A 19,574-nucleotide genomic window follows, 5' to 3' on the forward strand; every position below is an offset into this window, starting at 1 on the left:
GGTATTACAAATGTTGTGGTGGCTGGTGAGTGGTCAAGTTAAGCAACAGCAAGAAATAGGGCAACGTTTAGGTAGAGATACATCAACGGTGACAAGATGGTTGCAAAAGTATAGAGCCAGTGGGCTGTCTGGCTTGCTAGAAATAAAGAAAGCACCCGGAGCAAACCGCAAAATTAATGATGAGGCCCTCGCTGCCCTCAAGAAAGAACTGGAAACAGGGAAAGGGTTTGAGAGTTACGGTGAAATAGTCGAATGGTTAAAACGCCAACATGGGCTGGATATAGAGTACGCGACAGTTTATGCTTGGGTGAGATATAGATTGAAAGCAAAACTGAAAGTCCCACGTCCTCAAAGCCAAGAGCAGGACGAAGAGTTGATATCAGAATTTAAAAAAAACTCGGCATAATTCTAGTAACCTTGAAACAACTTTTAGCACAAAACAAGTGTGTTCGCTACCTCTGCCAGGATGAAACTAGAGTTGGACTTAAAACTCTTACAGGGAAGCTAATTACCGCTTCCGGTGTTAAACCTACTGTTGAGGTGAAATGGCAAAGGGAAAATTTTTGGATTTATGGTGCAATTGAACCATTAACTGGAGATCACAACATTACGAGTACCCAAAACTAGATGGCGAGTGTTTTCAACAATTTTTAGACTGGCTATCTGTGCAATTAGGTAGCGATTACGCTATTTTACAGATTGATCAAGCATCGGCGCATACAAGTTCAGCAATTCATTGGCCGGAGAATATTATTCCTCTGTTTCAACCAGCATCAGCACCTGAACTCAATCCGATTGAGAGACTTTGGCAGTTTCTCAAGAAACCCCTCAAAAATCAACTTTTCTCTTCGTTACAAGCTTTACGCGAGCGCATCCAAGAAATATTTGACCAACTTACATTTGACCAAGTAATTTCTATTTCTTCTTATAACTTTATTCTAGAAGCTCTATTCTATGCAGCTTCATATTAAATTGGTATGATCCCTCTTTTGTTAATACGGGGAAAGTAGAATCAGAAAGAAAACCGTAAACAGTAAGTAAAGGGATGGGTACACCGCGCAGACAGCCAGTAAGCACAGTAGCATTCATAGATAATTATTGCCAACACTATTATTCATTGTTTGAGGACGTGAGGCATTTTGAAGCATTCAAATTCTTACATTTGGGGATACTTTCAGAAATCCCTCGAAAAACCCTACCCTTAATAGCTAAAACAGTAGGATTAAAAGATAGCCAAACACTACATCATTTTTAGTGCTTACTTGCTCGTTAGCATTCAGGCTACTTATTTTCAGCTTCATGCCCAAACTCCATTAACATCTAGTTCAGAATTACCTTCATCAATAGACTTTAATAGTTTTCAACATAGTCAACATCCTAATTGGGAGCATGGTACAACATGGAAGAGTGCCTTAAATAACCTGAGATTAATTATTCAACCCTATATTTTTTACTGTTTTATTCAACCTTGGCTCACAGTATTTCACATTCCTGGCATGAAACGCTGCTTTCTGAAATTAATCGACTTTATGAATGATTTTCGCGCTTCTCCTATCAGTTTCCCTGTTGCTAGTTGAATCTCTTATTGTTTTTTCTTCTCCTAAAGTAACAAAAGAGGGATCAGCTTTAATATCATCGTATGGAATGGTAGCAATAGGATGAAAGAGAACTTTTGATGGTTTGGCGCTCGCCTGTTGGCGTTTCTCTGGTACGAAATAACCTTTTGATCTAGCGATGTCTACAGTGACTCTAAAAATTTCTTTGGTGTCACAGTTTTTATGGCAATGAAACTTTCCTGTATGCTCATTGATGTGTAGACTATCGTTACTTTCTCCACCATGAACGGGACACTTACAAGTTATCCAGTTCTTACGGCCTCCAGGTTTACAGTAACAGGTGGATTGCTTGTTAATTCTGCTTCATAGGATGGAATTAATTCTCTCAAACTACTGTAGGTATAGCGGTTGCCAGTATTAAGGATGATTTGAGTCTGTCCATTGGCTACGTTATTTGGTGAAAAGTGCCAACAGCCTGCCAGCCTCATCACCCTTGATGGGTTCTTTAATGAGCGATCTGCATCTGCATACTCCAGTAAGTCAGATTGCAGACTTTGCCACCGCTGAGGGTCAATGGATTGGTCAAAAATCCAATAGCTATGTATAGACCTGCCACCAGTATCTATTTGCAAACTAGGTTCTGGTAGTCCAAGCGATCGCCATAATTCCCTCTGTACTTCTTTATCTAAATCGTCATGTTCAAAAAAAACCGCTCGACACTGGGTTATATCTGCATCCTTATGTCCACAGCCATTCACAACGAAGTAAACTCCTCTACCCTCAGATTGCAATTGACTAGCAATCTCAGCAAGTTGTCCTAAATTCCTAGTTTCTAGTTTTCTACCCAGGGAAAACGCACCTTATTTCCTAACAAAAACTAATAAGGATTTCAAAATCATTTTCATAAGTGCAAAACTTGACCAAAATATAAATAGAACAAATCGATTTTTTTGCTAACAAGTAAATTAGCTTATCGCAGAAATGTTGAATGCTAAGAAAAGCCTGATAAAAATAGCCCAAAATCTAGTAGAGTTTGGACAAAGAATAAAAATATATCTGTTTGAAGATGATTATAAAATCGTTTCCTAAGATTGTCAAAGGTATCCTGAAAGAACTACCAAAAAATGATTATCCAGTCTTGAACAGCCGTCTGTTCTTTGAGTGTTGGCTATCTTATGTCATGGATAACAGCCTCACAAGTATGCGAGACTTATTTAAAAGATTGAATAATACAGGGTTTGCGATAGATATTTCTACTTTCTCTAAAGCTAATCTACATCGAAGTCAAAAGCCTTTTCAAAAAATTTATCAAAAACTGAATGAGTTAGTAAAGCAGAGAAATCAGAAAAAATTACAGAATAAATACGATATTTGTCCAATAGATTCAACAATTATTACTTTGACAAGTAAGTTGTTATGGGTACTAGAGTATCATCAGGTAAAACTTTTTAGTTCCTTGAATCTGACCACAGGAAATCCAGAAGATAACTTCATAAACTTTGGGCATAACCATGATTATAAATTTGGTTCAAGAATGATGTCTAATTTACCAGAAGATGCTGTAGGGGTAATGGACAGAGGTTTTGCCGGATTAAAATTTATCCAAGATTTAGTACAACAAAAACAATATTTTGTCCTCCGGATAAAAAATAATTGGAAGTTAGAATTTCAAGCAGCAACTGGACTAATAAAAATTGGTGCTTCTGAAGACGCTCAAGCTTATAGAGTGGTGAATTTTTGTGATTTAGAAACCCGAACTGAATTTCGGTTAGTTACTAATTTACCAGCAGATGGAGAAGCCGCAGTTAGTGATGAGGAAATCCGGGAGATTTATCGATTGCGTTGGGGTGTTGAATTGTTATGGAAATTTTTAAAAATGCACTTAAAACTGGATAAATTAATTACTAAAAATGTCAATGGTCTTACTATACAAATTTACGTGAGCTTGATAGCTTATCTCATTTTACAGATATTATCTATTCCCGAACAATGGGGATATACATTATTAGATAAATTCCGCTATTTACAATCTTGTATGTGTCAGAAAATCAGTTATGTTCATTGGTTTGAGGAGATGATGTCATGTTGACATTTTCACTCTTTGTGGACTTAGTATAATCAACAATGTAAAGTTTTATATCAACATTCAACGTTTCTGCTGTATAACCTCTACCGTTCCAATTTCCCCGATGCTCTTTAAATGCTTTAATAATTTTTTGTCTTTCTTCTTCTGAAAAAGCATTGGGTTTAGGTTCCAATTGATAACGGTACTTTGGCATCTCGTTAGCCATTCCCACATAAGGGTTAGAGTCAACCAACTTATGTTTCACAGCCCAGTTGCAAGCTGCATTAAGTTGAGTCAATGCTCGCTTAGTCTGCCCTACCGTAGTTATCTTTTCCAATTCTGCTTTCACTTTAAGAGCATCCATTAGTGGTATATCACCTAAACGTTGGAACAGTTTGGTAAAGCTATTGTGGTATCCCTTGGTAGTTTCCTTAAGGCTTGATGATTTGTAATTTATATAACCTTCCCAAAGTTCTAAGATTTTGGGTGTAACTTTGGGTGTAATCTCAGGTTCAGCGGTGCTAAGTACTGATTGAGGTTTGTACTTGTTCAGAGTTGGATCAAAATTTCCTGAAGCAATATCCAACTCAATCTGATTTTTCTTGGCTTCTGCGGCTTTACGGTTTATTTTGGTATCAGGTAAACCAAGAGATAGATAGTATCTTTTACCTCCATAACGAAACCGTAGTTGTAATCGGCTATTGGAATCAATGATAGAGACACTTCCCTTGGGTTCTTTCTTTACCTGTAGATGTTTTGGTGTACATATAATTAGTAGTACTTTTGTACCTAAGTTTACACCCAAAGTACCCTAAACTACCCCAAATTATTGTATATTTTTAGTACAAAAATACTATAAAAAACTTTTCTATAAATAAAACAAATCCTTTTAAGCTATGTCTTACAAGGGTTTTAGCTTTTAAGCGGGCGGCGGGAATCGAACCCGCATTAATAGCTTGGAAGGCTATAGTTTTACCACTAAACTACGCCCGCAAATTTCCAACTTTAATACAATAACACTATTTTCCAGAAAATTCAAATATCTAATTAAAATTACCAGGCTGAATTGTTATTCTGACAAAGAAATTACTAAAGTCTGGTTTGCTCCCATCTTGATTGTAGGCTGGAGTAAACTTCTCGTTGGTGAAAAGTTCGTTGATGGCTTGTTGGTACATACCTTTTTCACCTTGAAGCCTGGGTGGTGTTATTTCTAAGACTACAGCCTGTTGAAAATTACCATTTTGATCAATTACGAAGCTTGCTAAAAGTTGTGCAGGTGCGAGTCCAATTTCACCATTGAGGGAGTTTGCAGCTAATTTTTTGGTACTGCTTCCCTGATATTTAGCCAGAACATCCGGTAAATCTTTACTTAATAGACGCATTTCCTGTTCAGCTAAAGGCACTATTTTTACTATCGAGCCAGCTTGTTCAGAAGAGTTAGGATTTTTATCTGTAGGGGTTTGAGGAGTAGGTGAAGTTGTGTTTGTAGGGGTTTGAGAAGTATTTCTCGTAGGAATAGGGGTGCTGGAAGTTTTCTCCGTGGAACCTGGAGACGGACTTCCTGTAGGAGTGGAGAAATTGTTCTTTGTTTCAGTTTCCGAATTAGTGGGCTGTTCTGATGGAAAACCTGTAGGTAATGGACTTGCTTTTCCTAAAACAATTCTTTGTCGGCGGTTCCAAGGAAGATTACCAACAGGAATTGTGGGTGTAGGTCTGGGTGTTGGCGTAGATTGAGTAAATGGAGGTGTGAAATTGGGTTGCGGTGTCGTTGTTGGTGTGGGTTTAGGCGGGGAAACTGCTGTTTTGACCAATGGGTTGGTGTTTTTTTGGGAAACAACAACTTCCTTCTTATCCAGAATGCTAGTATCAGAATCCTGATTTCTGGGTGGAATTTTTGCTGTTTCTGGTACAGGCTTTGATTCAGGCTTTTGAGATGAGATGTTTGGTTTTGGTGAGACTGTTGTTGCAGGTAATTTTGATTTTGCTGTGGGAGAAATCTCCACAAACTCAATGGGTATATCAGCTTGACTTTGCTGTGGAAACCACAGTCCAAACCCACTAGCAGGTCGCATCAGCCAGAAAACCAACAAATGCAGGGAAACTGAACTAAAAGCAACAAAAATCCACAAACTTGGAGGATCGCTATGTCGTCTCCAAATTTTGGGTGAAATAGGAGTTTTGTCTGCAACAGGCGTTGTCATATCACCGAAGCCAAATATAATTCAGAGTCTTGAGCAATGCTAAAAGACTCCGTTTGGATCTTAGCGATTAACTACTAGATCTGACGAAACAGCAAAAGTTAGAACAGTTTCATCTACACCTTTAAGTTTCAGCGGACTACCTTTGGTAATTTCTTCATCCTGTAAATAATCTGCTACAGCAGCAGAAACCAAGATTGTACCGGGAACAGCGGCCGCTTGCAATCTGGCAGCAATATTCACACTTGGCCCAATAGCAGTATAGTCGGCACGTTCTGCACTACCAAACATACCCACCACTGCTGTACCTTGGTGAATACCACAGCGAAACTGTACGCCAGAACGTCCATCGCTTTCAAATACACCTTGCTCTCGCCAACGTTGGTTCAACTGTGATAGTGAACGATGCATTGCTCTAGCTGTATTGACGGCTCGACGTACCTGTTCATTAGGCGTCAGTTCTTCTGGCGCTCCGTATAAAGCCAAAATCGCATCTCCCATAAATTTATCCACAGTACCGCCATTGTCAAATACAACTTTGGTCATACATTCTAAATATTCATTCAGTAATTCTGCCACCCGTCGAGATCTCAGAGTATTGGCTAACTGAGTAAAACCTACAATGTCACTAAACAAAACTGTAATCAAACGCGGTTCTGGACGTAAATCTAAAGTCAAATCTCCCGCAGCGGCTTTCTGCACTAATACCGTTGGCAAAAAGCGCTTGAGTACCGATTCTGTCAAATAAGTATTGAGTTCCACAACCCGGCGTTCATTTTCCTTCAAAGCTAAGAGATTTCTGACCTCTGCTAGAAGTTCCCGGTCGTTAAATGGTTTTGCTAAATAAGCATCTGCACCGTGTTCTGTGCTTTCAATGCGGGTTTCTTCATCCACTTTTGCTGTGAGCAAAATGATCGGAATACCTTTGAGTTTCTCGTCGGAGCGAATCATCTGAATCATTTCCAACCCAGTTACCAAAGGCATCATTAAGTCTGTAACAATTAAACTGGGTACAATTTCTTGAACAATACCAAATCCTTCATAACCATTACGAGCCGTGTGGACTTGATAGCCATTGCGACGGATAATATCTGATACGTAGGTTCGTAAATCTGGGTTGTCGTCTACAACTAAGATAGAATGACGAGAATTCACACCCGTAGATGGCTGTGCTGGTGTGAGCGAACTGCCGTTGCTGAGTGCTGAATTGTGAGTATGACCAATAGCTGATAAATCTTTTGTCATATGTTCCAACTTTTCAATAGTTGGTTCTATGAGTTCTAAATCAGCTAATTCAACACTGGCGCGGTTGGTATTTAATTCCGCAGGTGTTTCTAGTATTTGGTTGACTGGTAAGTGCTCATTCCCAGTAAGCAGCCATAAGGTAAAAGTAGTTCCTTCACCGTACACTGAGTCTACAGTGACTTTACCTCCGTGCAGTTCCACCAATTCTTTGACTAAAGCTAAACCAAGACCGCTACCTTCATAGGAACGGTTTTCTGAACCTTCAGCTTGGCGGAATCGCTCAAATAATAGAGGAATCTGTTCTTGAACAATACCTATTCCTGTATCTTTTACTTGTAAGATGCAGTAATCGTCTTGATGTTGCAGTTTCACGCTGATTGTGCCATCTTCAGGTGTAAACTTCATGGCATTTGATAAGAGGTTGTAAACCACCTTGTCAAACTTTTCCATATCCAAATAAACCTTGGGACACATACCGAAATTAGTCACTAGATGCAGTTGTTTTTTCTCGCAGTAAGGGCGAAATGACTCAACAATTTGGCTGACAAATTCCACCAAATCGCAGGGACGAAAGCTGGGCTGCATCCGGCCTGCATCTAAGCGTTGTAAGTCGAGTAATTGGTTGACTAAGCGCAACAAACGGCGAGAGTTACGCAAGGCGATCGCACTTTGGGCGTGGGATAATCCTTCACCAGCTGCTACCGCCGATTCTAGTGGCCCTTGAATCAAGGTGATTGGTGTACGAAATTCGTGGGAGATATTTTGGAAAAATTCAGTTTTTTGTTTATCTAGTTCCAATAAGCGTTCGGCTTGCTCACGGGTTTTTTGATACAGACGTGACTGTTGTACGGCGATCGCGGCTTGCGCTGCCACGGCTTTGGCGAGTTCAATATCAGATGATACCCATCGACGCACTTTCCGCCCTTCCCGCAAGGTAATACTACCAATACATTTGCCATCAGCTAATAAAGGCACAGCCATCAGCGATCGTGCTGGCTTTTTCAAAGGCAAATCCAACCCCTTCAGTTCCAAGGGACAGATGCTCATATCGGAAATTAATATAGGCTCCTGTGTTCGCAAAATTTCTTGTAACAAAGGATTATCTTTAATAGGAGCTTGTGACGAGTAAGGGAAATTTTGAGATATTAAGTCAAAATTAGTATTTATATTATGATTTTGGTCTAGCTTCAGCGAATGTTCAGAATATTGAAAACTATCATATAAACCCACACACTGAACAACTTCATCTTCTTCTGTCCATAAAGACAGCGCACAACCATCGACTTGTAAGGCTTGTCCTAATTTGTGTGTGATAGCAGCAAAAATATCTTGTGGGTCTAAGCTAGAGCGAATGGCGGTTGTAATTGTATTAATTAGCGCTTCTCGCTTAGCTAAAGCACGTACCTGTTCATAGGCATAAGCTTGAGATAAAGCTAAAGCTGCCTGATCTGCCACCATTGTTACTAACTGTATTTCCTCAGTCGCCCAAAAGCGAGATTGAGAACACTGGTGTAGTGCTAATACTGCTAACAACTCTTGTTGACAAATTAGCGGTACAACCAAGCTAGAGCAAATATTAGCATCAGCAAAAGCTGTGGCTCTTTGCTGTAGTTCTAGACTTTCTCCTTGAATTCGCTCATCAGTAGCGACATCGTAAATTACTTGAACTTCACGGGTTTCCCATACAGTTTGGGCTAACAAAGAAGGCAAGAAAGCAGTAGCTTGCCTATCTGCTTGAATTTCTAATACTTTCTCTGTTTGCTCTTGTGGAAGTTTTTGGTAGATAAATCCTTCATCTACTAACTGATCGTCTTGAAAAGGACGTAACAGGCAAACATCAACCTCTAACATGTGACCGACTGTATCGACAATTGCTTGCAAAATTTGCCGATAGTCTAAAGCACTGCGAATTGTATTGGTAACAGTATTCAGTAGCGATTCTTGACGGAGTGTGCGGGTTAGTTCGCGGGTGCGAGCTTTCAGAACATTGTGGGTATCCAAGGCTTGGCGTACCACAGCTTTGAGTTCTTCAGCTTCCCACGGTTTGGTGACATATTTAAATACCTTACCAGCGTTGATGGCTTCCACTAAATCTTCGACATCAGTGTAGCCAGTTAAAATAATCCGGATAATATCTGGATATTGAGTTGCTGTCAGGCTCAAAAATTCCGTACCACTCATGATTGGCATTCGTTGGTCGGAGATGATGACTGCGACCTCTCCTTCTTCTGCCAACAGTTCTAGTGCCGCAGGGCCAGAAGTTGCCCTCAACACTTTATAATCACGATAAAAGGTACGGTAAAGCAAATCAAGGTTGTCTGGTTCGTCATCAACAACCAAAATTTTCGGCTTACTGTTTACTTGAGATTTCATGCACCGCTTTCCTGCTGCAACAGCAGTTGAATAAAGAATAGTCTGATCAGGAAGGAATTTTTCTGAGTCAGGTAAGAGCAGAGCATTTTGCCCAGTTGGGTTGTATGGCTACACAAATGCTGGGTGTAAGAGTATCTACTCACAGTAATTAGCCTCAATAGCTTGTAATGTTGGCCACTTGCTCTGATATTGCGGAGTTGATTGGACGGTCAGTTTTGCACTATAGAGTAGATGCTTGGTTTTCAAGTCTTGTTTCACCTCCAGTGAAAACTTTCGATTACTAAATACAGCATTCAAGTCTGACGGAAAAAAGCTAACTGAAGCTGCATATTAAGTTTGCCCTTTGTTGCAGTTGTACTAACATTTGTAGGTAAATTTTATTTATGCTGGTCATGTGAGAGTGAGCTATGTCACAACGATGAGTATTAAATGCAAAGTATACTATTAGACTAATTGTTTTTCCAATTTAGCAATCATAACCATCAGCTAGGCAAGTGGCATGGGGCCGTCACAGATTAATTATGCTTTAACTATTACAGTGTGTACTTAGGTTATTTAGGCAATCAACAAATAAGTACACTGTTATATCAAAAATATTTTGAAGTTTTTTTACCGTATTTATACGGTGAATAACTAATTTTAACTTCTGTTATTCAGTTAACCATCAACAGTCAACAGTCAAGACTCAACAGTTAACACCAAAAGTGTTTATGGAGCAAAATTGCTGCGATTATGTTATTGGTTATGACAATTGATGTTGTAGATTCCCCAAAAGGATGCTGAGTGTGTTATTAACTTACAGAAGAACCTAAAATACTTAAATCATGCCTTGAAACTAAAATACATAAAACAATTGTATTTACAGCAGCAAACGGTGCTTTAGGATATTTGAGAAAATTTTTGTAAAAAGCATTTAATAATAAACTAGCCTTGACATCCTGGCCTTTTGACTCATCCCACCAACAACCACTTACCTCTGCCGCTCATCCAGCTTCTCAACAATTCCAAATTCGTGCGGCTACACCTAACGATTTGACTGGTATTTCCCAGATTATTGCTGAAAGCTTTCATTCTCAAAATGGTTTCTGGGGATGGGCTTTTCCGTTGCTACGTTTGGGTATTTACGAAGACTTCAGAAATCGTTTGTTATCACCTGCACCCCATCATGTTTGTTTGGTTGCTGTTGATACTACTATTACTGGTGGTGCTAATAATTTAGTGGGAACTGTAGAACTGGGCTTACGTTTCCATGATTCCTGGAAACAAAATGGCAGAAGTTTCCCTTATCTGTCTAATTTAGCTGTTGACCAAAAATATCGCCGAAATGGTGTGGCTTCGCAGTTACTGCTTAGTTGCGAAAAACTTTGCCAGGAATGGGGCTTTAAAGACTTATATCTCCATGTTTTAGAAGATAATTATCAGGCACGCCAGTTATACTTCAAACTAGGCTACAGGATGCATAAAGTAGAATCTAATTGGAATTTATTCTTTCTCAAACGCTCTCGTCAAATCTTCTTACACAAGCACTTGAGCATTGATTCTCAGGCTTGAATTTTATGTTATGGAAGCAAAAGATGATATTGCGATCGCAATATGAGAGTAAATTTAAATGAATAGTTTTTAGTCTAGCTAGTGTAAAACACCTAAGTTTTTTAACCTCTGGTTTAAGTCTAAGTGAGTTTTTTCGTTATTGCCTAAACTACCTCACAGCAAATTAACCTAGGTTTCATTTAATTTTTAAATTAGCCTAAAGTCATCTTTACATAAATAGCCATAAATATATATCTTATATAGGAATTCTATTTGATTTATAAATTACTCTGAGGTAAGAGTCGTTACATAATGCTATATATATTCTTTATTTACATAAAAAAATGCTCATACTTTATTTAATAACAAAATCACAAAAATTTCTCAATATATAATATCTAAGATGATGAAGCCATCGGTGAAATTACGCTAAATAAAAAGTACCTCATAATAACTTTGTATTTAATTTATTTATCTTTATAAAAACTTTAATTTTTTTATAGTTTAGTTTGAAGACAAATCCAGGTAGATCTCATAAAATATGGTTACATAATTACTGAGTGGCGACTAATTCATCTCTATTATTAAATTGAACAAAAAGTTCTTGATAGTAAGAAAAGCAAAAAATCTAATTTGATTTAACACCAAGTTACCGCTTGACGTGCATAAAACTACCAAATTATTCAAAAGTTCTAGAAAACATGGATAGCGAAAAGCACTTACGCTATCAAACCGCTATGGTATCAACTTACTACCCCGACACCAGTTTTCTTGACCATCTTGTCATGCCAGATGGAACTGAGCAATCATGCGGCTCGGATATCCTGACACTGTTACACAGTGGAAAGGTTTTTATTGTCAATAGTCGGAAGCGGAATGGGTTAATACTTTTTAAACGCTACCATGCAGAATTTGCTGGCCCAGGAGCAGCAGTTGGCGGTGATTACGATAGCGATTGCCAGATAGCTCTACCTATCGGTAATTTATCTTTATTAACTCCAGAATCATATGAGGAGCGCCAGAAAGCATACTTGATTCGACGGCAATGGATTCGGTTGATTAAACAAATTACCGAAAACCCAGTGCCTCAACAGCGAGTTCAAAAGATTTTAGATCAGTTTGAACAGTATTTTCCATCAGAAATGGTGGCTGAGTTGCCGGATGAAGCTTTTGCGCTGTTAGTGGGTGTTTTACCACAAACTGTAGGGATAGTACGTCGTTTGGGCAGTGAAGTTGATAGCAGATTTAATTACTAGCTATTAAAAACTGCATACGCCAAAACACATAAATAACAGATGAGATGTGAATCTTTATTGCGCAGCACTTTTTTATAATAGTCTAGTTAAGATTCAAAATTTACTATAGCTGTTTGTAGTCTTTCCAATGTACGGGAATTTTCTTCAGCCGTTCCAATAGTAATTCGTAATCCTCCCTTAAGTAGTCTTACAAGAGTGCCGGAACTTCTGAGTTGTTGGTGTAGGCTTTGTAAAGCTGCGCCTTGTGCATAAGAATTATTTGGTTTGAGGCGTAGATATAGAAAGTTAGCAGCGCTGTCTGTCACTTGTAATGTTGGATGTTGCGACAAAGTTGCTATGAGTTTGTCACGCTCATTAACTATTTGTAAAATTGAGCTAAGTAATAGTTGACGGTTTTGCAAAGCAATTAAGGCTGCGGCCAGTGAAAAGCTAGGAAGATTGTAAGGCAGGCGGACTTTCTCTAGAATGGCGATCGCTTCTGGATGAGCAATACAATAACCCACCCGTAGTGCCGCTAAACGGAAAGCTTTAGAAAAAGTTCTTAAAATGATCCAATTAGGATGCTGTGCCAATTCACCTACTAAAGTATTTCGGCTAAATTCAAAGTAAGCTTCATCAATTACTACTAAAATTTGCTCCGGCAAACTTCTTAGCCATGTTAATTCTGCTGTTGTGAGTGGATTGGCCGTTGGAGAATTGGGGTGTACTACAAAAACTACCCGTATTGGTGGATTGTGAGTTTGGGCAATGGCTGTCTGTGCAGCGTTTAAGTCTATTTCAAAGTTTGTTTCATTTCTGCCTACTGTCACCACTTCTATACCCAAGGTTTGGGCTAAAATCCCGTACATAGAAAAAGTGGGGTTAGCAACGAGAATTGAACCTTCTCCTCTTAGACAGGTAGCAATTAATAAAGAGCGGATTAGTTCATCTGAACCATTACCAACAGAAATATTGGCAGCAGTAAACAAAGACAAAGAGAGATTAGCTGATTCATTCACATACTCTGCGATCGCATCTTTGAGTTGCTCATGTCCACCATCAGGATAGCGATTTGTTTCTATAACTTGCTGATATGTCCAGGCTAACTTTTCTTTGAGTTCAGGTGGTAAATCATAAGGACTTTCATTTGTATCCAGTCGATCAAACTGTGTAGCGACTGGTTCTGCTGTATTACTGCTGGGGTGAGGTTTGTAAGCTGTAAATTGAGCTAAATCTGACCGGATAAAAGGAAGCATAATTTTTAGTTAATAATCTTTGGTCAATAAAACAAATAACTGAGAAAATTGCTTGTTGGCAGGTCTCATATTTTACCGCTTTACGGTAACTGACAGAAGAGGCGAATTGCTTGCCAAATTTCTGCTGTGACATTGCCTAAAGCATGATCGCTATCAAGTTCTACTAACTCTACCCAAGGACGTGATCGCGCAAAGTGGCGACTAGCTGTAATTGGAATCACTTCATCTTCTATGCCATGCAAAATCAGCGTTGGAACGGGACGTTGCAACATATCCTCTTGGTATTGCTCGGCATCTGTTACGAAATCGTAACTTAGAGGTAGCGATCGCCCTTCCCCATAGTGGTAAACCATGAGATACTTTTGTTGTTGCCAACGCTTAATCGCTTCATCTCCCAGTTTAGGCAACCAGTGATATAAAAATCTAAAAGCAGGTGCTAACAAAATTAAGCGTTGCACTTGTTGGTATTGTTGTGCCAAATGAGCAGATGTCAAACCGCCTAAACTAGAGCCTATTAACGTAACTGGTTTAGAATTATTGGTGAATTCTGCGGCTACTTGATTTAGTTGACGCGTGATTGTTAACTGGGAAAAGTCACCAGCATTGAGATCAGGAATATTTAGCGGTATTTGAATTTTAGTAAAGCGATCGCTCATAGCCTGGGCTTTGGTAGATTTAGGGCTAGAAGCAAAACCGTGAAGATAAATGTATTGCAAGGCTGTAATTATTGAGGAGTATGGTATCTGAAGCTAGGAGTCAGACGCGAAAGATTCATAACTCCTAACTTAATATATTTAGTATTTCTGAAGAGCTTTAAGGAGCAGGGTATTCGCTGTCTGGAAGTTCACCACCTGAATTACCACCTGGGTGATCACCAGGATTCATATCACCACCGCCTGGGTTACCACCTGGAGTCATACCACCGCCTGGGTGATCACCAGGATTCATATCACCACCGCCTGGGTGATCACCAGGATTCATATCACCACCGCCTGGGTGATCACCAGGAGTCATACCACCGCCTGGGTTACCACCTGGATTCATACCACCTTCACCTGGGTGATCACCAGGAGTCATACCACCTGGGTTACCGCCTGGAGTCATACCACCTGGGTTACCGCCTGGAGTCATACCACCTGGGTTACCGCCTGGAGTCATACCACCTGGGTTACCGCCTGGAGTCATACCACCTGGGTTACCACCAGGAGTCATACCACCTGGGTTACCACCAGGAGTCATACCACCTGGGTTACCGCCTGGAGTCATACCACCACCTGGGTTACCACCAGGAGTCATACCACCTGGGTTGCCCCCTGGAGTCATACCACCTGGGTTGCCCCCTGGGTTACGGACTGGGTTACCGCCTGGGTTGCCGCGACCTATAGAATTGCCAGGTTCAATTCCATTGCTTGGTTGATTTGGAATTATGGTGTTGACGTTTTCATTATTTCCCGCGTTACGAGTAGTATCTGATATTGCTTCTCCTGTTTGTACCAAGGTATTCACTGGAGAATCATTTAAGACAGCACCTTGTTCAACCGAGTTAGAGGAATTAACAGATAACTCCATAAAAGATGGGTTTTCAATTACGCCTTGACCGACTACAGGCGTTTGTGTTGCTAAAGCTGCGGCAATTTCTGCTTGAACACTGGCGATCGCAGGGTCTGGGTTAGATGTACTATTTTGCTTGGTTAAATTTAATCCCTGTACTAAATCACTTGTTTCATAGAAAGTCTTCAGATCAAAATCGTATAAACCCCGAAACTCACCTTTGACTATCACCATCAATTGTCCCGCTTCTAAAACTTGATTTTGAGAAGCTGCTTGATTAAATACCTCAATACCGCTATTTGTCAGCGCCCCAACAATTGTTGTATCTGTTTGCTGATCGTAGCGGACAAACAACGCTGAACCACGAATAGCAGCAGCTGCACTTGGTGTTTGTATACGTGTCTGTCCTTTTCCTGGTGGAATCAGTAACAGCACCGTCCCGTTTGATAACCGGAAATTCCGCGTCTTGGGTAAGAATTGAAATATTGCCCGTTCTCCAACCCGTGCTAAAGAACCATCGTTAAAACGCAAGTCAGCCAAAGATGATCTGCCTGTAGACAACCCATCACCTGGAATTATCGGATCTAATTTGCGTGCTGGGCGCTTTTTGTTATTTCTGGGAAGCAGTTGCACCAGATTTTTCAGGTTTTGAATCTCAGCACGAGTCAGAGGAGTAGCAGCATTTGCCCTGGGTAAAGGCATCAATATCACTCCCCATAAACCAATCATCAAAAAGGGAATAAATTTTAAAGGCATAGTTTTAACGCTGGATAATTTAACTGAAAGCAACCCAAGTAAATAGAGATACTGAAATCTTAGGATTACTGATAATTTGGTTAATTTTATAACTCAACTTTCAGTGTATTTATTGAAAGTCTTAGCGAAATTTTGTCATAATTCAATGTAATGAAAATTATCAGAAAATATTAAGATTAAGTAATTTATTTTAATAAGTTAACAAATTTTGTTTTTAATGATAAAGCTGAATGATTATATTTTTTGTCTATAAAACATAAATGTTGATGCAACCTAAAAGCTGGACAAAATTGTTATTTGCAACTTTATTAGCTTTGATTGGTGCAAATAAGTGTTGCATTAGGACAGATGTAGCATTGGCTGCCAAGATAGATGACCTTAGTAGTCAACCCAAGCCAAACATAAAATATTTTACATACACCCAGCTAAGTCATCAGTTTTACCAGAAGAGTCAGTTCAAGGCAACTAATTTTAATTTACAGCAGCCTCAGTTATTGAATTCAGCAGGAGCAGAAAATATACCATCAAATGTGATGTGGCAAAACATACTCACAGCCCAATCCAATCCTGCAACACAACCTGATAATGAACCATTACCCCAACCGCAAAATTCTCCTAGCGATACTCAACCTTCAAATGAGCCACCACAACTAGAACAGCCAAGAGATTTTCCTCAGCCTTCGCCAATGATCATAGAAGAATTGTTGGACAAACCCTCAGTAGATAGAACTGAGCAGTTAGAAAGGCTAAGGCGGCTTTTGCAACAAAGACAAAAACCAAAGCCGGAAACCAATATTAATCGAGAATTAGAACTACGAGTTAGACAACGACCTTTGCCACAACAACAGCCAACATCTGAGGCTAATGGTATTCAGGAACTTGAGCTACGGGTGCGGCCACGACCTTTGCCACAAGCAAAACCACCCTTACCAGTAGCTAAGTTTAAACCTATAGGTTTCTTACAAGCTAATGTAGGTTATTTTCATACGAATAATATTTTTTCTTCGGCGCTGTTCCCCAGAGAAGATGGCTTATTCTTTTATGGTCTCAGCCTTGCTTCTGCATATTTTCCTTTGGGGTCTAAAACTTATATTAATGGTTCAATTAATGGTAATTTGATTCGTTATATGGATCAATCAAGATTTAACTATAACCAACTAAGTTTTAACGTCGGGATTTATCAACAACTCTCGCCACGGATGTATGCAGAAATAGATTTTAATAATCAACAGTTTTTTTATGCTAATAGCACAAATCGCTTTCAAGCAGGCGATCGCTTTTTAGATGAAAATTCAGTACGGCTGTCTTTGGGAAGACGAGATCAGCTTAATTCCAGGTTAACACTAGATAGTTTCTACGAATTTAGTGCTAGTTTTGCTGAACCCAATAATCGTAGTCGGTTAATTAATTCTTTTTGGCTTTCTTTAAATTATTACATCCAAAATCCTTTACAAGTTGGCATTAACTATCAATTAAATCTTTCCGATTTTACGCAACGACAACGAGACGACCAGTATCACCGGATATTTGGTCATGTTGTTTACCGGGTATCTGACTTTAGTAGTTTAAATTTGCAGAGTGGCTTTAGCTTTGGAGATTCTACAGATAGAAATATTGATTTTGATGGCTGGTTCTTGAGTGTTTATTACAATTTGAGAATAGGTGAATTTTAAAATTAGCCCAAAGTCCAATATCAACAGTCCATAGTTGAATTGACTTTTTGACCATTGACCATTGACCATTGACTATTGACTAATAACTAATCCAATCACTCCAACTACCCGCATAAAGTTTACCTGTATGAATGCCTGCTAATTCTAAAGAAAGTAAATTCACACAAGCAGTTACACCAGAACCGCAGTAAACTAAAATTTCTTTGGCTGTTTCTATGTTTTCCCATCTTTGACGTTGCTGGGGTTGGGAAAGTAAATGGCCTGATGAGTCTGTAACTTCTTGCCAAGGATAGTTAACTGCACCGGGAATATGTCCAGCAATTTTATCAATTGGTTCTCTTTCACCGCGATAGCGATCGCTTTCTCTTGAATCTACTAATACTACCTGTGGTAAATCTTTGCGACTTTTGACAGCTTCTCTATCTACTACCAGTTCAGTTTGAATCTCAGGGGTAAAGTTTCCTGGTTGGGGTTGTGGGATCATATCTGTCACTAGATATCCAGCTTGTTGCCATGCACTAAAGCCGCCATTCATGACTACTACTGACTCATGTCCGAGATAACGAAGTAACCACCATAGACGAGACGCAAAAGCCAAGCGGGAATCATCATAAGCCACAACCAAAGTTTTTTGAGAATTTACCCCAATTGCTGCTAACTTCTTAGCTAGATTGTTAGTGTCAGGTAAAGGATGTCTACCGCCATGCTTACCTACAGGACTAGAAAGATCCTGATTTAAATCCAGATAATATGAACCTGGGATGTGACTTGTTTGATATTGTTTTTGTCCTAGTTGTGGATCAGCCAGCGAAAAACGACAATCGACAATTATAACTTCTGGGTCGTTGAGGTGTTCAACAAGCCACGCTGGCGAAACAAAAAGTTGGGTATCAACCATAAATACAAGAATTCAGGAGTCTGAATTCAGAATTCACAATAGTTAGAGAATCAGGAGAATATTGGATTGATCAATGTCCCAATAATACTGGATTTATTATCAGTTATAACTATTCAAGCTTTTTTAAACTATTGACTATGAACTTTAGTGGAAAAGTCTAATGTCAGAATTTGATAACTTTGTCCCACAAGCAACAGCAGACGGTTCTTTCACTTTTTTCTCTCAAGAGTTTAGTGAAGCATTTCATAGTCATTTCGGCGCTAAACAGGAAAGTTATTTTAAGTTTGTGGAACCAACGCAACTAACTCAAGTTGCGCTTAAACCAGTTGTGCGTTTATTGGATATTTGCTACGGACTAGGATACAACACAGCCGCCGCTTTACAGACAATTTGGGCAGTAAATCCAAGTTGTCATGTAGAATTAATTGGTTTAGAACTAAATCCTGCTGTACCACAAGCTGCGATCGCTAATAATTTATTTGCTCACTGGGACTACGAATACACGCCTATTTTGACCCAACTTGCTTTTGAGCAGCAAGTGCAAACAAAACTCCTGCAAGCAAAGTTACTCATTGGCGATGCTAGAGTTGCAATTCAAGAGGTAAATCAATCTGGTTTCTGCGCAGATGCAGTTTTTTTAGATCCTTTTTCCCCGCCTCAGTGTCCCCACTTATGGACTGTAGAATTTCTGCGACAAGTCTCAAAGTGCTTACAGGAAAACGGCTTGCTGGCGACTTATTCTTGTGCTGCATCTGTACGTACAGCGCTAATGTTGGCTGGGTTACAGATAGGTTCTACTTCACCAGTCGGGAGGCGATCGCCTGGTACAGTTGCAGGTTATTCTCACTTGAGTAACTTATCACTTCCTCCCCTCTCCCCAGCAGAACAAGAACATTTGTTAACTCGTGCTGCAATTCCTTACCGTGATCCGCAATTGAATGATCCGCCTGATGTAATTATTATGCGGCGACAACAAGAACAACAAGCCTGTTCATTGGAACCTACTTCCCGTTGGCGAAAACGTTGGATGCAGAAAAACCAAGAAACTGAGTCTATTGAAATTAGTTCTGAATCGAGTTGAAAATTGTGATCACCGTACATCAAGTATGTTAATTAACGTTAAATTAAGTATATTTTTAATTATGATAATTTATAAAAATTTCTGGAAAAAAATACTTAACATTTTTAAATTTTGAATAAAAACTTTAAAATAAAAACATCCTAATTTGAGATAGATT

16 protein-coding genes and 1 tRNA gene are annotated in these 19,574 nt (G+C 39.4%); 8 read left to right on the forward strand and 9 right to left on the reverse strand.

Annotation, left to right across the window (positions count from 1 at the left end; genetic code table 11):
* Positions 1 to 10: 10 nt before the first annotated feature.
* The 3 genes from ACMX3D_RS27605 to ACMX3D_RS27615 all read left to right on the forward strand — a co-directional run bounded on the left by ACMX3D_RS27605 (position 11) and on the right by ACMX3D_RS27615 (position 1,577).
* Complete coding sequence (locus ACMX3D_RS27605) at positions 11 to 406, forward strand: helix-turn-helix domain-containing protein (protein ID WP_482748963.1); 396 nt, start codon at positions 11 to 13, stop codon at positions 404 to 406.
* A 181-nt stretch (positions 407 to 587) separates the two neighbouring features.
* On the forward strand, positions 588 to 971 hold the full coding sequence (locus ACMX3D_RS27610; protein WP_482752443.1) for a transposase: 384 nt from the start codon (positions 588 to 590) through the stop codon (positions 969 to 971).
* Between the two features lie 291 nt (positions 972 to 1,262).
* Entirely contained in the window at positions 1,263 to 1,577 is a 315-nt protein-coding gene (locus ACMX3D_RS27615; RefSeq protein ID WP_482748964.1) for a hypothetical protein, read from the forward strand.
* Positions 1,578 to 1,858: 281 nt separating this feature from the next.
* Here ACMX3D_RS27615 and ACMX3D_RS27620 read toward each other — a convergent pair whose 3' ends face one another.
* Complete coding sequence (locus tag ACMX3D_RS27620) at positions 1,859 to 2,347, reverse strand: hypothetical protein (RefSeq protein WP_482748965.1); 489 nt, start codon at positions 2,345 to 2,347, stop codon at positions 1,859 to 1,861.
* A 275-nt stretch (positions 2,348 to 2,622) separates the two neighbouring features.
* Between ACMX3D_RS27620 and ACMX3D_RS27625 the strand changes: the two genes are divergently transcribed.
* Positions 2,623 to 3,645 (forward strand): IS4 family transposase, encoded by a 1,023-nt coding sequence (locus tag ACMX3D_RS27625; protein WP_482748966.1) that lies wholly within the window; start codon positions 2,623 to 2,625, stop codon positions 3,643 to 3,645.
* On the opposite strand, the gene ACMX3D_RS27630 is transcribed toward ACMX3D_RS27625, so the two are convergent.
* The 4 genes from ACMX3D_RS27630 to ACMX3D_RS27645 all read right to left on the reverse strand — a co-directional run bounded on the left by ACMX3D_RS27630 (position 3,605) and on the right by ACMX3D_RS27645 (position 9,437).
* Entirely contained in the window at positions 3,605 to 4,426 is an 822-nt protein-coding gene (locus tag ACMX3D_RS27630; protein ID WP_482748967.1) for an Arm DNA-binding domain-containing protein, read from the reverse strand. The genes ACMX3D_RS27625 and ACMX3D_RS27630 overlap by 41 nt on opposite strands.
* A gap of 117 nt (positions 4,427 to 4,543) precedes the next feature.
* A tRNA-Gly gene (locus tag ACMX3D_RS27635) sits at positions 4,544 to 4,614 on the reverse strand.
* Between the two features lie 50 nt (positions 4,615 to 4,664).
* A complete protein-coding gene (locus ACMX3D_RS27640) occupies positions 4,665 to 5,822 on the reverse strand; it encodes a hypothetical protein (RefSeq protein WP_482748968.1) in 1,158 nt (385 codons plus the stop codon).
* A gap of 60 nt (positions 5,823 to 5,882) precedes the next feature.
* A complete protein-coding gene (locus ACMX3D_RS27645; protein ID WP_482748969.1) occupies positions 5,883 to 9,437 on the reverse strand; it encodes a response regulator in 3,555 nt (1,184 codons plus the stop codon).
* Between the two features lie 930 nt (positions 9,438 to 10,367).
* Between ACMX3D_RS27645 and ACMX3D_RS27650 the strand changes: the two genes are divergently transcribed.
* Both ACMX3D_RS27650 and ACMX3D_RS27655 read left to right on the forward strand, forming a co-directional pair.
* Positions 10,368 to 10,988 (forward strand): GNAT family N-acetyltransferase, encoded by a 621-nt coding sequence (locus ACMX3D_RS27650; protein ID WP_482748970.1) that lies wholly within the window; start codon positions 10,368 to 10,370, stop codon positions 10,986 to 10,988.
* 680 nt (positions 10,989 to 11,668) lie between these two features.
* Positions 11,669 to 12,223, forward strand: a complete 555-nt coding sequence (locus ACMX3D_RS27655) for a hypothetical protein (RefSeq protein WP_482748971.1) — start codon at positions 11,669 to 11,671, stop codon at positions 12,221 to 12,223.
* An 86-nt stretch (positions 12,224 to 12,309) separates the two neighbouring features.
* Here the strand turns inward: ACMX3D_RS27655 and ACMX3D_RS27660 are convergent, their stop codons facing one another.
* From ACMX3D_RS27660 to ACMX3D_RS27670, 3 genes are all read right to left on the reverse strand, one after another.
* Entirely contained in the window at positions 12,310 to 13,458 is a 1,149-nt protein-coding gene (locus ACMX3D_RS27660; RefSeq protein ID WP_482748972.1) for a histidinol-phosphate transaminase, read from the reverse strand.
* An 80-nt stretch (positions 13,459 to 13,538) separates the two neighbouring features.
* Positions 13,539 to 14,174 carry a YqiA/YcfP family alpha/beta fold hydrolase gene (locus ACMX3D_RS27665; protein WP_482748973.1) on the reverse strand — a complete coding sequence of 212 codons (636 nt, stop codon included), beginning with the start codon at positions 14,172 to 14,174 and terminating at the stop codon, positions 13,539 to 13,541.
* Positions 14,175 to 14,271: 97 nt separating this feature from the next.
* Positions 14,272 to 15,765 (reverse strand): FecR domain-containing protein, encoded by a 1,494-nt coding sequence (locus ACMX3D_RS27670; RefSeq protein ID WP_482748974.1) that lies wholly within the window; start codon positions 15,763 to 15,765, stop codon positions 14,272 to 14,274.
* Between the two features lie 260 nt (positions 15,766 to 16,025).
* Between ACMX3D_RS27670 and ACMX3D_RS27675 the strand changes: the two genes are divergently transcribed.
* Positions 16,026 to 17,438, forward strand: a complete 1,413-nt coding sequence (locus ACMX3D_RS27675) for a hypothetical protein (protein ID WP_482748975.1) — start codon at positions 16,026 to 16,028, stop codon at positions 17,436 to 17,438.
* Between the two features lie 79 nt (positions 17,439 to 17,517).
* Here ACMX3D_RS27675 and ACMX3D_RS27680 read toward each other — a convergent pair whose 3' ends face one another.
* Positions 17,518 to 18,336 (reverse strand): sulfurtransferase, encoded by an 819-nt coding sequence (locus ACMX3D_RS27680; protein ID WP_482748976.1) that lies wholly within the window; start codon positions 18,334 to 18,336, stop codon positions 17,518 to 17,520.
* Between the two features lie 160 nt (positions 18,337 to 18,496).
* Here ACMX3D_RS27680 and ACMX3D_RS27685 point away from each other — a divergent pair, with 160 nt between their 5' ends.
* Positions 18,497 to 19,417 (forward strand): tRNA (5-methylaminomethyl-2-thiouridine)(34)-methyltransferase MnmD, encoded by a 921-nt coding sequence (locus ACMX3D_RS27685; RefSeq protein WP_482748977.1) that lies wholly within the window; start codon positions 18,497 to 18,499, stop codon positions 19,415 to 19,417.
* Positions 19,418 to 19,574: the final 157 nt, after the last annotated feature.

The sequence above is a fragment of the Anabaena sp. TISTR 8404 genome, assembly GCF_056847745.1.

Excerpts from the sequence above, each read along its gene's own strand:
- ACMX3D_RS27605 (WP_482748963.1), top strand. The coding sequence starts at position 11 with ATGTTGTGGTGGCTGGTGAGTGGTCAAGTTAAGCAACAGCAAGAAATA.
- ACMX3D_RS27625 (WP_482748966.1), top strand. The coding sequence starts at position 2,623 with ATGATTATAAAATCGTTTCCTAAGATTGTCAAAGGTATCCTGAAAGAA.
- ACMX3D_RS27640 (WP_482748968.1), bottom strand. The coding sequence starts at position 5,822 with ATGACAACGCCTGTTGCAGACAAAACTCCTATTTCACCCAAAATTTGG.
- ACMX3D_RS27645 (WP_482748969.1), bottom strand. The coding sequence starts at position 9,437 with ATGAAATCTCAAGTAAACAGTAAGCCGAAAATTTTGGTTGTTGATGAC.
- ACMX3D_RS27655 (WP_482748971.1), top strand. The coding sequence starts at position 11,669 with ATGGATAGCGAAAAGCACTTACGCTATCAAACCGCTATGGTATCAACT.
- ACMX3D_RS27660 (WP_482748972.1), bottom strand. The coding sequence starts at position 13,458 with ATGCTTCCTTTTATCCGGTCAGATTTAGCTCAATTTACAGCTTACAAA.
- ACMX3D_RS27670 (WP_482748974.1), bottom strand. The coding sequence starts at position 15,765 with ATGCCTTTAAAATTTATTCCCTTTTTGATGATTGGTTTATGGGGAGTG.
- ACMX3D_RS27675 (WP_482748975.1), top strand. The coding sequence starts at position 16,026 with ATGTTGATGCAACCTAAAAGCTGGACAAAATTGTTATTTGCAACTTTA.
- ACMX3D_RS27680 (WP_482748976.1), bottom strand. The coding sequence starts at position 18,336 with ATGGTTGATACCCAACTTTTTGTTTCGCCAGCGTGGCTTGTTGAACAC.
- ACMX3D_RS27685 (WP_482748977.1), top strand. The coding sequence starts at position 18,497 with ATGTCAGAATTTGATAACTTTGTCCCACAAGCAACAGCAGACGGTTCT.